Genomic DNA, 15399 nt, shown 5'->3' on the forward strand with positions numbered 1-15399 from the left:
AATAAACTATATGATTTACTACCATTCTAAAGACACTCCTTCTTCTAACCCTTCTAATATAACTGGATAATCCTCAAAGCTAATAATATTTCTACTCTGCATTGCATAGACTAGCATCTGTTTTGCAAAAACATCCTCCATATTATTTACTGAGTTCATTAAAGCATTTTCCTCTTCCATATCCATATATGAAAATACGCTATTATATCTAACGGTATAATTTTTATCAGTTAATGATTCTAATAATTTAAGCTTTACATCTTCCCTCTTATATTTGCCTAATACTTTAGCACTAATTGCCCTAAGCTCCCAATGAGAAGAATTCAGATGGTTTAAAATATAAGTTATTGCCCTATCATCGGAAATTTTCCCAAAATACTTAGTAGATGCTATCAAAAGCTCCTTATCCTCCGAATTTGAAAGATAATGAAGAATCTTTAATTTTATATCCTGGTCATCAACATGATTGTTGAAGAAGTATTCTATGATTAATCTTTTAACTCTATTGCTATACTTATCCATATTATTCAAAAGATGCCGATTTAATGAAATCCTATTGCCCATAAATCCGTCTAAAAAATCTACTAGAATCCTGTCATTAAAATAGTATTCATTATTATCTATTACATCTAATGCTTCCAAAACTAGTGGTACACTGCTAGCATTTTGTATTACCCTGAGAGCATTATTTCTAACATATATAGATCTTTTATTTAAGGAATTTATGGCAAATTCTTTTACTTCTTCCGTATTTATTCCAAATTCTGCTAATAGATAAAGTATATAGCTTTGCCTATACTTATTCCGGACAATCCTATTATTTAATAGTGTTTGATAGCTGACTATTTCATTTGCATATTCCCTTGCCTTTTCATGGAAGCCATTTTTCTCTACATAGTCCTTAAAACAGATTAAAAGCCCTTGTAACCCTATTTTATTAGAGGCAATTTTCTTCAAATATTCTAGTTCTTCCTTGGGAATATGGTTAAGTTTTTCATAACTAAGGTGCCTTTCCATTATATCTCTTATATTGGCAACCATTTCATTTATTTTTTTACTTTGAACTTTTTGATACCTCAGCAGAATCAAAAAGTATAGGCCCACTAGTATTAAGAGAATAACGAATATAATAAAGGTAATATATATTACATATACGGTCATCAGATTCACCCCTTTAAAGATTAATTATCTTTCCAATAATCCATGATGATATAATATGATTTTTTTAATATTTGGTCATATTTTATATTTTTAAAGCTTGGTATTTTATAGGTTATCTTCTCGGTAGTGAACCTGTAATTTTTTCCTTCATAACAAATGGATAATCCAATATTTTTAATGAAAACTTGGCTATCTAATCCCTTGCTATAAAAATCCCCTTGAGCCAGCCTTTTTAATGGGTTTTTTATATTTATTAGCATCCATGGTATTCTAATTTCTATTGCATCCCCCTCTTTGTTAAAATCAGCTAAAGAATTGTATTCACTGCTATTCGGGTTTGCATTGCCATAAACTAATTTCCCAGTTTCATAGTATACTGGAGGTATTACAGTATTGGTTTCCCTAAAATAAAAATTTTTTCTATTAAGTAAATATATTGCTGAAAATATATTACTATCTATATCTGGAGGGTTTTCTTGTTTCTCAATTATGTTAGAATAATATTTATATAAATAGTTAAAAATATTATATCTTTCATGAACTACAATTCGAGATTCATTATACCCTTTTAATTCCAAAATGAAATCTACAGGCATAGGAAATTCAACCTTATTCTCCCAATATTTAGACCCACTAAAGGGCGTTATATCCAACCCTATGTAGATTGTGTCATTGGTTAACGATAAACCTTCCTTCTTAAAATATAAATAGAAGTATGACGTATCCGATGTTACTCTGATATCGTAGTTCTTGGATATGGGGTTAATGTTATCCCAGTCGCTAAAGTGACCATCTATCAAGATCCCATACCCCTTCCCCTTTGGTCTAAAAGCCATAAGTCCAAAACTTTCATCGCTTGCCTGCACATCATACCAATAAGTAGAAGAACTTTCATCTGAATAATCTTCCATTAAGTTAAAAGCTGTTGTCTTACTCCAATCATCCTGCCAACTATATATTATTGCTCCAATACATCCTGATTTGTAAATATAGTCTAATAGCTGGACTATTTGTTCGCCCTGTTTAATTTCTGTGACATTTCCCCTGTTAAACCCTTCATCAATATCCACCGTAGTCCAAATGGTCTTCCTATAATAAGGATAGAGAACTTTTCTATACCTATCCGCAAAATATGGATCTTGAAACAATCTATCAAACCATAAAGTATTGATCATTCTGAATCCCGTTGGTTCGTTTGCACTTTCATAAGTCGTATTACCAAGAGTCAGATCAAAGTCCCATATTGGACCAGCTTTCATCAATCCTCCTATATCCTTGTAAAAATAAGTGCTCACATCGCCACCATCAAAATTTTTAAAAATCTCATTTATCATAGCGAAGTTTACAAAGGAATCAACATCAATATATCTTCTATAACCAAGCCTTCTGTCATTAAAGTAATTGGATTTTAAAACATATTCAAATTCATTAAGATAATTTACTATTCTTTCTTCGAGTTCAGGTGTTAGGGTTGAAGCTCCCGGATAGATGACTGTAATGACTGTTCTCATACGAATATTCCCATATTCATCAATTATATAGTCATCTTCCAATTGACTCCAATGAGTCTTTAGGACAGGATCCCCCATTTTTATTTTATCTCTAGCTATGATGAAACTAATGTCTGCATATTTATCATCATTCTTTTTGATATTAATCCTTTTTTCCCCTCTTTCAATTTTTTCCGTAAGGATATAAACCCCTAAATAATGGCTTTCATAGGTTATTTCATTACTTAAATCATCGTTTAAATATACTTCTACAAAACAGGTTCTAGGTACGTATTCCATCACCTGTGCAGACATTTTATATGCTAAATAATTTCTTATTAAACTTCTATCACCATAAGAACCATTCAATACCCATTTATCGTGCTTTGGAAGACCTAGTATCTCAAGATGGTTTTCATGGCCACTTTCATCTATGAAGTTAATGGTATATTGCTTTTTTGGATTTAATAGGGAAGATTGACCTCTTACATTGATCAATATATCCGTTTCTAAAGTAGGGCTCCCCTCCTTACAAATACATGTATATCCATCTATAGGCTCATAGAGTTTCAATTTTGCCTGGTATTTAGGGGACTTATAATGTATTTTCATGGTTCGATCATTGATTGTGGTTTCAATATAATCTTTTTTTGCCTCAATTTTTTGTCCATTAGTATCTATTACAATAATAGGTAAGTTATTATCTAAAGAGCAAATACAATTTTCCCTTCTTATTGGTATATGCTTTGAAATCTGATTTGGTTCATCATTTATATTAACTTTAATAATAAGGATAAGCACAATAATGAATATGGATAAATAAATAGACCTACTCCATTTTTTCATCCTAAGGTCTCTCCATCCCGAGCTACCATGTTTACAAAGCTAACTCCTTCTATATTTTTAATGTTCTCATAATCGATTAACTGATCTTTATTATTCAATTTTATTTGATATACTATTTCAGTATAGTCATCAGTTACAGTTTCAGCCCTAAGCTTACATGGCCTATATATAGAAAACAATGCAGCCCTTACAGCTTCTATGCATTCATTAGTACCCCTAACTATGACGAGATATTTGTTATCCTTTTTAAAGCTAAAGCTGAATGCTATGCTAGTAGCTGCAATAAATAAGGTTCCGATAATTACTATATAATAGTTTGATGAACCTGCACCCATCCCTATGGAAATAGCCCAGAATATATAGGTAGTATCCCTTGGGTCCTTTATAGCAGTTCTGAATCTAACTATAGACAAGGCTCCAACCATTCCTAACGATAGGGCCAAGCTGGTTCCTAAAATATTCATAACCATTGTAGTAATTAAAGATAGCATCATTAAAGCTGTGTTGAATTTACTGCTATAAGCTACACCGCTGTAAGTTATTCTGTATGTAATACAAACTACAACCCCAAGGATTAAGGCAATAACCATATTTTGCAAGGCATCCATTGGTGTTACAATAGTTGAACTGCCATGTAATAGGTTATATAACAGCTCCTTCATTATCCCTCTCCTCCTTAAGCCATATACCTTTCAAAAAGCCCCCTTGATACCATGTATTTGCTATAGGATTGTCGGGCAAGATCATAGACCCCAATTAAATCCGTAATCCACTTAAATAAAAAATTATTATATTTAATTTCTAACAATGCAAAATAATAATCCTCTACTGGTGCTAAAATAGGTGAATAGCTAAACATATTAAAATGCGTTTCGCTAGACTTTATATCATTATCCAATGTTACCCTTATATTGTTCATCGGATGTATGAATGCTTTCCTCCTATACTCTACCTGAACAACAGGTCTTAAGCCATTAAATTTCATTATGTTATAAAACATAGATGCAGTTTCCGATTCATACTTATTTAATACGTCATAGTTTAAATTTATTAGCTCCTTTGCATCTTCTTGAGAAATTATCAGAGACTTTTTTTCCTGATTATCGCCTATCTTTCTCTTTAGCTCTAACTTAACTGTAGGCAAATCTGGAGAATAGGTTCTAAGTCTAATCTTTTTTCTATATTCTATACCGTTTAATTTTTCATAAAAATCCGTATCGGAATAAGTGTCAAAATATACTGAACGAACTAAATAACCAGTAGTACCATTATGCTTATCTTCTAATAGTACTTTTTTTAATGTATTGGAAATATTCATGTATTGCAGGAAGTTTATAGGATATTTCAGTTCATACCTTTTTACTGATAGGGATTTAACCACCATACCTACCCCCCAAATATTTTTACTCTAGTATATATGATAAAAAGAATAAAATGATTCCTATAAGATTTATAAAATTAAAAAAGTAATGGAAGGATTGAATCCCTCCATTACAAAGTTAAATAATCTGTAAATCATATAATAATATTGTAATAATAGCTTATTGTCTTCTATAGGTCCCTTTTAGTTTGAATTTATTAAAGAATTCAAAAGTAGACCTTAATATTAACTATTATGCAGAACGTTCAATATGCATTTTTTATAACGAATAAACTCATCACTTAAGATAAATCCTTCTTCCCTTGGTTTTTGATACTCTATTTTTAACTCTTCGATTATTCGTCCAGGCTTGCCAGCCATAATATAAATGCGATTAGACAAAGTAATTGCTTCATCTATATCATGAGTAATAAATAAAGTGGACAATTTAATTTTTTTCATGACATTTTGATACCAACTGTGCATAGCTCTTTTAGTTATAGCATCTAAAGCACTAAAAGGCTCATCTAACAAAGCAACTTGCTGAGAAAATAAATAGGTTCTAAGCAATGCTGCCCTTTGCCTCATCCCTCCAGATAACTGATGAGGATATTTATCCTGGCTTCCATCTAATCCGAATACCTTAAAATGTTTCGAGGCCTTTAAACCTGCTATTTTCTTATTTTCTCCTCTTAAAATAAGTGGCAAGGATACATTGTCTAAGACTGTTTTATATGGTAATAATAGGTCCTTTTGTAGCATATAACTAATATATCCAGTTTGTCCTGTAATATCTTTGCTATCCAAAAAAACTCTTCCTGTATCAGGGATCGACAAACCAGATATTATGTTAAATAATGTAGTCTTCCCTACACCGCTAACCCCTAATAGGCATACTATTTCTCCATCATTTACTTCCAATGAAATATCTTTGATTATCTCTTTATTATCATATGATTTGGATATATTGTTCACGCTAAGCTTTGCCATCAGAATATTCTCCTCTTTCTAAAATCCCTAGTCGGGAAGATGGTCATTAGTAAATCCAAATCCTAATGGGATCTCCTTTTCAATAAGGCCTTCTTCCCATAACCAGGAATAGAAATTATCCCACCTAACCTGATTAATATAACCCCATTGGCTTGCCTCTGCTTTGTACTGATCTGCAAGCCATTTTTGACTCTCCAGAACCAACTTCTTATCCAACTCTGGATTAGCATTTAACAGTATATTAGCAGCTTCTTCAGGATTATTTATTGCATATTCATATCCTTTAGATACTGCCTTAAGAAAGGCTTTAGTTTTTTCTTCATTTTTCTCTATATATTCATTATTTCCTATTAAAATTGGACTGTAATAATCTAATGTTGGATTAATATCTTTAAATGCAAAGAAATCTGTCTCTAGGCCCTTTATCTTTGCTGCAATACCATCCCAAGCGTAGTAGACCCATACTGCATCTATATCTGTATTAAGGGCTGTAACAACATCTGTTACGGTGCTTGGAACCATTTTTATGGAATTATAATCCCCACCATCAGCCTCTACTACCGATTTTATTATTGCCTTTTCAATAGGCATGTCCCAAGTAGCATAAACCTTATTAGCCATTCCTTTCGGAGTTTCCATTCCATTGCCTTTAATAGATATAATCCCTGATGTATTATGCTGGATTATAGCTGCCACTGCAGTTACTGGAAGAGGATTGTCCGAAGCAAATGCTGGTGCTATCATATCCTGAAAGGATATTCCAAACTGAGCTTTTCCAGATGCTACAAGGCTTTCTGCACCTCCTTCTGGAGGCTGAACAATTTCCACATCAAGGCCTAATTCTTCAAAATATCCCTTTTCTTGAGCTACATATAGTCCTGTATGGTTAGTATTCGGCGTCCAATCAAGCACTACAGTTATTTTTTCTTTGTTTTCATTTTGGCAAGCTACTAAAATGGTTATCATTATTAATATACAAAATAATATTACCAATTTCTTTTTCATAGTCATTCTCCTCTCCTTCTGCATTATTATTCATTTTCACTTCTAGCCCATGGCATACTTATTTTTTCTAATAAGCTTACCCCCTTCATCAAGGCTAAACTAATAACTGATATGAGTAAAATTACAGCAAACATTTTATCAAAAGAATAGGATTTTTTAACTCTTGTCATATACACGCCTAGTCCATTGAAACCACCAAGCCATTCTGAAATAACTGCCCCCACTACAGAATAAGAAACAGAAATTCTTAAACCAGCAAAGAAATGAGGTATAGAACTTGGCAATTTTATATGCTTAAATATTTGCATATCGGAAGCATTCATAGATCTCAGTAATTGTATAGCATCAGAATCTACCGATTTAAAACCGTCTAATAAACTAATAGTAATAGGGAAAAATGTCACAATCACAATCAATGTAATCTTTGGAGCCATACCATAGCCTAACCACAAAACTAGCAAAGGTGCAATTGCAACAGTTGGTATAGTTTGAGTAATAACCAATATTGGATATACAGCCTTATAAATGAAATTAAACCTATCCATAATTATAGCAACCATGAATCCCAATGATATGCCAATAGCAAGTCCAAAAAAGGCTTCTAATAATGTAGTTTTTGCATGGTTCATTAGAAGAGGAAAATCTAATATAAAAGCCTCTACAACATCCAAAGGAGATGGCAGCATAAACTTTGGTATAATCTCCATACTGGACAAAACCTGCCATAAAATAAGTATGCCTACTATTGCTACATAAGATGACATCCTATTTGTAATGCTTTGCAACTTTTTGGTCAATAGTAAGTACACCGCCTTCTGGTTTAAAATGTATCTTAACATAGGACATCACAGAGGGACACCCTGATTTAATTGCAATATATTGACATTCCTTCACAATATCCATCAACTCTTCAAATTCCCCTTCTATTGTAGTTTCGAAGGGCCCTACATGATAAGATAATCCTGTACTTTTAATATATTCAATTACCTCATCTACAATTTTGCATACCAACTCATCTGTATCTACCTTTGGCAATACTTGAATGGCAACACTTGCATTCATAATTAATTCCTCCTTATTTAAAATTAAACATTAAAAAATCCTTTCTGGATAATAACCAGAAAGGATTAAATACCATTAACTAAAGTAAATGCTACATTACAGTACCTAAAGTCCGATATAATCCCTACGCTGGCATTACCCAGATCAGGTTAAACGGTTGGAGATTTCCTTCTCTCCTCTCAGCCCGACATATCGAGCACCCGTATTGTAATTTTAGAATATATCAAACTTTGTAATTTGTCAAGGATAATCCTCAGATGTTTCCATATTTTCCAAAATATAAATCCCTCTTAACATATTCATCTATCAGATTAGCTATACTATCAACTGTTGTCTTAAACAAGCCACTATGAAAATATAGCTGAATTATCTCTTTAATATGCCTATGATATTTTTACCTATATTCATCTATTTCCAATAGTTTGGTAAGAGTGGATAACTTCAAGGATTCCCGTTATATGGAAAAGAACTTATCTTTTCAAGAAAGAAGATTCGTCCAAAGCAACAAAAAAAGATGGCTTTGGACTAGGATTAGCCATTGTAAAACCTATTGTGGAGAACCATAGTGGATGCTCTACACTATCCAGCTTGTTAGTATAGTCCTTTAAATATATCTTTTTCTTATTGTATCTTCTATTACACTGGTAGTTTTTCCCTAATTCTTTAATCTTAGCATAGCATTATTCTTATACAACTATACCTTATAAGCATTATCGAATTTAGAATATATTTTTTCAATTTGACAAGAAATAAAACATTTTAACTAAACCTTAAACTTGCTGATAACCTCCATTAAATCTTCTGCAAGAACATTCAAATTTTGAGCAGTTGTTGCCACATCCTGTGAAGATGCAGTAAGTTCTTCTGATGATGCTGCCAACTCTTCTGTGGCTGCTGAATTTTCTTCTGTTACAGCACTTAATTGCTCAACTCTTTTCACAATGGCATCCTTTGATTTTACACTTTTATCTATTGCACTATAGGTTTTATTCATTAGAGCTGTAATATTTTCAACGGATGCCAAAATGTCTCCAAAGGATTTTACAGCACTTTCAACGGATTTGGTTTGCTCTTTTACAGCTTGTCTTGCATTTTGGGATGCATAGGTCACTTCATGACTATCTTCAATAATTGAAGAAACTAAATCTGCAATCCTTTCTGTAGACTTTTTCGATTCTTCTGCCAGTTTTCGTACTTCATCAGCTACTACTGCAAAACCTCTGCCATGTTCTCCTGCCCTTGCTGCTTCTATAGCTGCATTGAGGGCCAGCAAATTCGTCTGTTCTGATATGTCTGATATTATTTCAGTAATACCACTGATTTCTTTTATGGAATCTGTCAATGCTCCTATTTTATCTATGGATAATTTAAAGGTTTTTCTTATTTGTTCAATAGATTTCACCAGAATGTCCACTTCCTTTTTACCAATGCTGGCTTTGTCTTCTGCCTTTCCCATCTCAGTTTTTACATTTTGAAGTTCCCTGTGTATAATCTCTATGTTATTGGTTAATTCTATCAATGAATCCGTAATTTCTGTTAGATCTTGTGCTTGGCTTGTAGCACCGTCCGCTATCTGTTGCATGGTTGATGCTAATTCTTGGGCGAAAGCAGACATTTCTTCTGATGTTGCTGCTAATTTCACTGAATCAACACCTAATTCGTTTGATCTTTCCCTAATATTGAATATTATTTGCTTTAAAGAATTTTGCATGTTTTTTAATGAAATGGATATCTGTCCAAATTCATCCTTTTTATTTAGATATTCGTATGATATTTCCTTTGTAAAATCCCCTGACGCCATTAATTCAAAATATTCCTTGATCATTTCCAAAGGTTTAACAATACGCATTCTTATTAATATATTATAGAATATTGTGGCAATTACAATTAACACTATAGAGCCCTTTATAATGTTGTAGATTGAATTATCTATTAGTTTAGCAATATAACCTTGAGGAACTCCTACAAAGAACATGCCCACTACTTGTCCCTTGCTATCTATTAAAGGTACATATTTCGTAGCATATTCCATACCTAATACTTCAGCTTTTCCACTATATTCATCACCCTTTTTAATTACTTCCTCTATAACTTCTGGAGAAGCTTTCGTTCCTACCTGCCTTTTCCCATCCACTGTAACAGTTGTAGCTATTCTTGTATCTTCTTTAAAAATAGTAACTTCGCCATCAACTATTTCTTTTATTTCATAAATCATAAAAAAATTTTCATCTATCAGGTGATTTCCTTTATATAGCTTTTCCCCTACTATATTCCAAGGACCACTATACTTAGAATCTATAAGCTTTAAAGCAAGTTTTGAACTAGTATTTAACAAATTTGAAAAATTACCATTAACCAAGCTGTTGTAATCTCTTCTCACTTGCATACAGATAAGTGTTACCAATAAGATTGTTACTATCAAGTATATTAAAACAATTCTTCTTGTAGTATTCATTGAAAAACAATATTTTTTGAAGTCATCATATATATCCTTCTCCTTTCTATGTATTTTTTTAAACTATTGATTTTAAAATAGCCCTTTACTCACACAAATATTTCCCATCTCATGCCTTTATTAAAACCAAATTTAACAACTGATAAATGCGAAAATTCTCACAACTCTTTTTGATCATGCCTATCACCATCCTTCTTCTATACAAATTATTGCACTATAAATACAGTATTTATCCTGATTATAGCACAATTTTTGTATATCGTCATTTTTCTGCATTTTTCAATGCTTTTCAACGCCCTATAAAATCCTATATCTCCTATTCCCAAACCAACAAATAATCTCAAAATAGTTTCCTTATAATCTTCCAATCACATACCCACACTACAGATAAAAAATGAATGATGCAAAGGAGCGGATCTTTTTGCATCATAATCCATAGAAAGGAATTATTTAAATAGGGTATTTGAAAGGTTTTGTAGAGAAGATTTGTCTAAAGCAACATGAAAAGATAGCTTTAAACTAGGATTAGATGTTGTAAAATCTATTGTAGAGAATTACAGTTTTAAACATATGCTGAAAGTAAGCCTAACATATATTTTTCATTGTAGATAAAGAGGTATTAAAATTTGTAAATAGATTCAAAAAAACTGAGGACTCCACCCCTTTAAATATTAGAAAGGATGATGTCCTCATGGTAAATTAAATTTCTTTTCTATATTTTATCCTCTTGAATTTGTTTGCTTTTCAAATTCATAGTTAAAATATAGTTTTTCTCCTTTTGCTATTTGACTATCATAATCCCTTAACATATTTTTAGATTCTTTATATAATAAGAATAATGCAATTAAGTTAGGTATAACCATTATACCATTAAACATATCCGCTACATTCCATACCAAATCAACTTTTTGGTATGAACCTAATACTATAAAAATTAACACAATGACTTGATATATTCTAATTGCAATTTTCCCTTTAAACAAAAATCTTAAATTATTTTCTCCAAAATAATACCATCCTATTACTGTTGTAAATGCAAAAAATGTTAAACATATTGCTAAAAACCTTTCACCAATTGGTCCAAATGCAATACCAAAACCCCGTTGTGTCACAGCAACACCTGCAAGACCTAATTTATCAGCTCCTGTTACTAATATAACTAAAGCAGTGGCAGTACATACTAAAATAGTGTCTATAAATACAGCAATCATTGCTGAAAAGCCTTGTTCTGCCGGATGCTCAACGTCTGCTACTGCATGGGAGTTTGGAGTTGATCCCATACCAGCTTCATTTGAGAAAAGTCCCCTAGCTACCCCATACCTAACAGCTTGTTTTATTCCTATGCCTACAGCACCACCAAGTACTGCTTGTGGATTAAAGGCTCCCACAATTATAGATTTTAAAGTTGGAATTATACTACTTCTAAACAGTATTAGAACAGTTACAGTACCAAGTATATATATTACAGCCATAACTGGAACTACCATTTCAGCAAATTTTGCAATCCTACTCATTCCTCCTATAAAAATCAAACCAGCTATAATTGCAATTGCTATTCCTATTGCTATATTTGGAATATTAAACGCTCTACTTATTGCATCTGCTATAGAGTTAGATTGAACCATATTTCCTATAAAGCCTAAAGCTATTATAAGGGCTATTGCAAAAAATGTTGCTAATCCCTTGGATTTTAATCCATTCTTAATATAATAGGCTGGTCCTCCTACTAACTGGCCATCAACATCAGTTTCACGATACTTTTGTGCTAGGGTTGCTTCTACAAATATAGTTGCCATTCCAAAGATGGCTGACATCCACATCCAAAATACCGCACCTGGCCCTCCTGAGGCAATAGCCGTAGCTACTCCAGCTACATTACCAGTACCAATTTGAGCAGCTATGGATGTAGCTAAAGCTTGGAAAGAAGACATACTACCTTCTTTATTTTCTTCTTTATTAAAAATACCACCAAAGACCTTTTTTGCTGCTGTTCCAAATTTTTTAATTTGTGGAAAACCTAACATAATGGATAGAAAGATTCCTATGCCAACTAAACCAATAACCAATACATAATCCCAAAGAATACCATTAACAAAGGAAACAATTCTTTCTAAAGCATGCATAATATCACCTCTTTTTTGTTGGATTAGTTTGAATGTTAAACGTTGTAATTATAACATCATTTAGAATGTTTGTCTACAGGTATCTGATTAATAAATTGTATTTTTTTCTATTTTAATAAAAAAGTGCTTTATCTTACATTAATGCAAAAGGTTGAATATTTTTGTATAATTTTTATTACTATTAATACTCTAGTCATTTTTAGCAATTTGTCATTAATCTTAGCTTTTTTAGTTTAAGTGTAATCATCTAAATTGTTAGAAAAATTAACTATCCTAAGTATATACACTAAAAAATTATTTAGTATTTTTTATTATTCTATGTTTTAATACTAAATATAATGTGTTAATTAAATTAAAAACTATTCCCATTCCCAATAATACAAATAAAATGAATATTCCTATCAAAACCAGTCCATTGCAAACATTTGGTGGAACAATTCTAGACATTAAAACTATACTAATAAATAAGAGCCCTGCTAATACAAAAGGGCCTATTAGAATTAAATATTTTATTCTTTTATTATATTCCTTATTAGTAAAACAGTGGCAACTGTAGCTACTGCTGCACCAATTAACATATTGTTCTTTTATCCATATGGATATTCTTTAGAATATTTAGGAACCAAATGGTCAAATAATCTAGTAAATATATCAAAATCTTTATTATTAGACTTTAGACTTAGTGGTTTATTAAAGTATAGAATTCTTTGGGATCTATCTTAAGAACAAGTAAATCTTTACTTTTTAAAGCTGAAAACTATCCATTTAATTTCATATTCTATCCATATTTAATGAATATACAAATTGTTTTAGAACTCAATCATAAAAACAAGTTATTCTTCTAAATATCCTATAGAGAATATAACAACCTATTATAAATATTGAAAAAGTAGCAACAAACTGAATTGTAAATCTATCTATCCCTATTACTAATTGATTAAATAATTGAATTGGTCTAAAAAGCATATCCCAACTGTTAAATCTAAGAAACCTTCCAATGTAAACACCTATTCCGGATAACAGAGATACTAATACAACTCCTAAAAAAGATACGGGCTTCAAAGTAATTATTCCAATGCTTTTATCGAAAATATAAAGGGATTCTAGGCCAACTAGTAAAGCAAATAAGAATCCAACACCAATAATTAACAACTTAGTCCAAATCATAATATCAGTACTATAAACAACTCCTCCATCTAAGGAGTATTTTTCTACTTCAACTATCCACATAAATTTGTCATTTGATATATGAATGAAATCTGTTATCATGTAAACAGAATTAGGGAAAAACAACAACCAAGGAATCATCCAAAGAATAGAATGGCCTAGCCTTCCTTGCATCAAACTTGTCTCTGATTTCAGTATAAAAACCAATGGTAATACTGCCAATAAAACATTCCATGATAGCATGATATAAAGAAAACTAGTATCCTTAAAAAACATCAACAAGCAGACAATCCAATATGCTAACATGAAGAATATTATTTCTTTATATTTTTTTAAAAATATCTTCATAAAACCACCAGTTAAATAAAATATTCCCTTCATTATCCCTAGTTTCTACCAGCACTTTAACTTCTTCATCAATAACGGGTTCGACAATACTTTCACATATAATATTATACATACCTTTAGCCATAAAAACAAAGTCATATTCCCCAAAAAACTCTTCCTCTTTTGAAGATATTTTTATATTCAATTTACCTTGGCAACTCTACTAACACCATTTTTTTATGATAGGTATTACAAATTAAGAAGACTATGCATTTTTAATATCTAAGTTTTAGTTAGTTTTTTCATTTAGCTAATTCCTCAAAGGCTTTCATATGTTTAGACAAAACTCTTTTAACAACCTTTTCTACTTCTTCATCATCTGATATCATAATTGGCTATACCCTATTAATACACAACGGGTACATTGTTTTAATCTTACCACAAGTCCATTTTCATATACTAATCTAGCTACCAATGGTCATCCCTTTCTGCTAACAACAAACCAGTTGATGAGATAGCAGAAAAGAAATATTTACAGGACGATTAAAATAACTAATTATGGGTAACTTGATTAAATAAAGAAGGAATAAGTCAACACCTTTTAAGTAGTTTTATTTTAGCAATTGTATCAAATTAGATCGCATATTCAAGAAAAAACTTATGTAATGTTTTGAAGGAATTTAGAAGGTGAAATAGGTTTAAAACTACTAGAAAGAGGATTAATTTCCACAGGCATATTTATAAAAATTCCTCAAGGCAGTGAAGAACAAGTTACCAAGAAGCCTTATTCAAAATAATTTTAAAGGGAAATAAAAAGCCTAATAATAAAAATAGCGAAGATTACAAACTAATAGCCTATCATGAGGCAGGTCATGCCCTATGTGCAAAACTTTTAACTAAAAAATCAATACCAAAGGTAACAATAATAGGCTCTACTTCTGGAGCAGGCGGAGTAACCTTTATGACCCCTAAAGATGGACTTCATACCAAAGAAGATTTAATAAATGAGATAAAGATAAGTTATGCAGGAAGAGCTGCATAATATTTATATACTAAAAATATAAATAGGGTCACAACAGGTGCAGCACAGGACATAAAGCAAGCTACAAACTACATTATAAAAATGATAAATGAATTTGGTATGAATGATGAAATAGGAATGATAGATTTAAGCTATTTCAAAATATCAGGGGAAAGAGAAGTTCTTCGTGAAGCCATAAAGCTGTCAAAACAACTTTATGAAGAAACTGTAGAACTTTTAAGAAAGAATTATGAAACTCTAAGAAGAATTGCAGAAAGATTAATAGAAAAAGAAACCATATTAGAAGATGAATTAGACAGATTAGTTTTCAATTTTTATGCCATAGCATAGATCTTAGCCCTCTTTCCATTAAGAGGTAAATTTCTTAATGA

General features: G+C 31.4%; 13 protein-coding genes, 1 pseudogene and 1 riboswitch. Of the genes and pseudogenes, 1 reads left to right on the forward strand and 13 read right to left on the reverse strand.

All coding sequences use genetic code 11. From position 1 onward, the window contains the following. Positions 1-18: 18 nt before the first annotated feature. From BLV68_RS06460 to BLV68_RS15435, 13 genes are all read right to left on the reverse strand, one after another. Entirely contained in the window at positions 19-1161 is a 1143-nt protein-coding gene (locus BLV68_RS06460) for a HEAT repeat domain-containing protein (RefSeq protein ID WP_093752022.1), read from the reverse strand. A 20-nt stretch (positions 1162-1181) separates the two neighbouring features. Beyond that, the gene (locus tag BLV68_RS06465) at positions 1182-3497 is read right to left on the reverse strand and encodes a CotH kinase family protein (protein ID WP_093752024.1); all 2316 of its coding nucleotides are present in this window, start codon (positions 3495-3497) and stop codon (positions 1182-1184) included. Beyond that, positions 3494-4159, reverse strand: coding sequence for a DUF4956 domain-containing protein (locus BLV68_RS06470; protein WP_093752026.1), 666 nt, complete (start codon positions 4157-4159; stop codon positions 3494-3496). The genes BLV68_RS06465 and BLV68_RS06470 overlap by 4 nt, the downstream gene beginning before the upstream one ends. Positions 4160-4173: 14 nt before the next feature. Then, positions 4174-4881 (reverse strand): polyphosphate polymerase domain-containing protein, encoded by a 708-nt coding sequence (locus tag BLV68_RS06475; RefSeq protein ID WP_093752028.1) that lies wholly within the window; start codon positions 4879-4881, stop codon positions 4174-4176. A gap of 222 nt (positions 4882-5103) precedes the next feature. Then, the gene (locus BLV68_RS06480; RefSeq protein ID WP_093752030.1) at positions 5104-5847 is read right to left on the reverse strand and encodes an ABC transporter ATP-binding protein; all 744 of its coding nucleotides are present in this window, start codon (positions 5845-5847) and stop codon (positions 5104-5106) included. Positions 5848-5874: 27 nt separating this feature from the next. Continuing rightward, positions 5875-6852, reverse strand: a complete 978-nt coding sequence (locus BLV68_RS06485; protein WP_093752032.1) for an ABC transporter substrate-binding protein — start codon at positions 6850-6852, stop codon at positions 5875-5877. Positions 6853-6878: 26 nt separating this feature from the next. After that, a complete protein-coding gene (locus BLV68_RS06490) occupies positions 6879-7649 on the reverse strand; it encodes an ABC transporter permease (protein WP_200773679.1) in 771 nt (256 codons plus the stop codon). Continuing rightward, positions 7618-7914 (reverse strand): thiamine-binding protein, encoded by a 297-nt coding sequence (locus BLV68_RS06495; protein WP_093752036.1) that lies wholly within the window; start codon positions 7912-7914, stop codon positions 7618-7620. Before BLV68_RS06495 ends, BLV68_RS06490 begins: the two co-directional genes overlap by 32 nt. 105 nt (positions 7915-8019) lie before the next feature. After that, positions 8020-8128: riboswitch (TPP riboswitch) on the reverse strand. Positions 8129-8677: 549 nt separating this feature from the next. Continuing rightward, complete coding sequence (locus tag BLV68_RS06500) at positions 8678-10273, reverse strand: methyl-accepting chemotaxis protein (protein ID WP_159428636.1); 1596 nt, start codon at positions 10271-10273, stop codon at positions 8678-8680. A gap of 302 nt (positions 10274-10575) precedes the next feature. Beyond that, on the reverse strand, positions 10576-10737 hold the full coding sequence (locus tag BLV68_RS15430) for a hypothetical protein (RefSeq protein WP_159428637.1): 162 nt from the start codon (positions 10735-10737) through the stop codon (positions 10576-10578). A 351-nt stretch (positions 10738-11088) separates the two neighbouring features. Continuing rightward, positions 11089-12492, reverse strand: coding sequence for an alanine/glycine:cation symporter family protein (locus tag BLV68_RS06505; protein ID WP_093752040.1), 1404 nt, complete (start codon positions 12490-12492; stop codon positions 11089-11091). 816 nt (positions 12493-13308) lie between these two features. After that, a complete protein-coding gene (locus BLV68_RS06510) occupies positions 13309-14007 on the reverse strand; it encodes a DUF1361 domain-containing protein (RefSeq protein WP_159428638.1) in 699 nt (232 codons plus the stop codon). Then, positions 13982-14191 (reverse strand): hypothetical protein, encoded by a 210-nt coding sequence (locus BLV68_RS15435; protein ID WP_093752044.1) that lies wholly within the window; start codon positions 14189-14191, stop codon positions 13982-13984. The genes BLV68_RS06510 and BLV68_RS15435 overlap by 26 nt, the downstream gene beginning before the upstream one ends. A gap of 591 nt (positions 14192-14782) precedes the next feature. On the opposite strand from BLV68_RS15435, the pseudogene BLV68_RS15955 reads away from it, so the two are divergent. After that, positions 14783-15358: pseudogene (locus tag BLV68_RS15955) on the forward strand (hypothetical protein). The last annotated feature ends 41 nt before the right edge of the window (positions 15359-15399 follow it).

Source organism: Tepidimicrobium xylanilyticum (genome assembly GCF_900106765.1).
Classification (GTDB): domain Bacteria; phylum Bacillota; class Clostridia; order Tissierellales; family Tepidimicrobiaceae; genus Tepidimicrobium; species Tepidimicrobium xylanilyticum.

What these genes read in the sequence shown, in the direction of transcription:
- BLV68_RS06485 (WP_093752032.1), bottom strand. Translation starts at nt 6,852, where the DNA reads ATGAAAAAGAAATTGGTAATATTATTTTGTATATTAATAATGATAACC.
- BLV68_RS06480 (WP_093752030.1), bottom strand. Translation starts at nt 5,847, where the DNA reads ATGGCAAAGCTTAGCGTGAACAATATATCCAAATCATATGATAATAAA.
- BLV68_RS06460 (WP_093752022.1), bottom strand. Translation starts at nt 1,161, where the DNA reads ATGACCGTATATGTAATATATATTACCTTTATTATATTCGTTATTCTC.
- BLV68_RS06475 (WP_093752028.1), bottom strand. Translation starts at nt 4,881, where the DNA reads ATGGTGGTTAAATCCCTATCAGTAAAAAGGTATGAACTGAAATATCCT.
- BLV68_RS06510 (WP_159428638.1), bottom strand. Translation starts at nt 14,007, where the DNA reads ATGAAGATATTTTTAAAAAAATATAAAGAAATAATATTCTTCATGTTA.
- BLV68_RS06465 (WP_093752024.1), bottom strand. Translation starts at nt 3,497, where the DNA reads ATGAAAAAATGGAGTAGGTCTATTTATTTATCCATATTCATTATTGTG.
- BLV68_RS06505 (WP_093752040.1), bottom strand. Translation starts at nt 12,492, where the DNA reads ATGCATGCTTTAGAAAGAATTGTTTCCTTTGTTAATGGTATTCTTTGG.
- BLV68_RS06495 (WP_093752036.1), bottom strand. Translation starts at nt 7,914, where the DNA reads ATGAATGCAAGTGTTGCCATTCAAGTATTGCCAAAGGTAGATACAGAT.
- BLV68_RS06470 (WP_093752026.1), bottom strand. Translation starts at nt 4,159, where the DNA reads ATGAAGGAGCTGTTATATAACCTATTACATGGCAGTTCAACTATTGTA.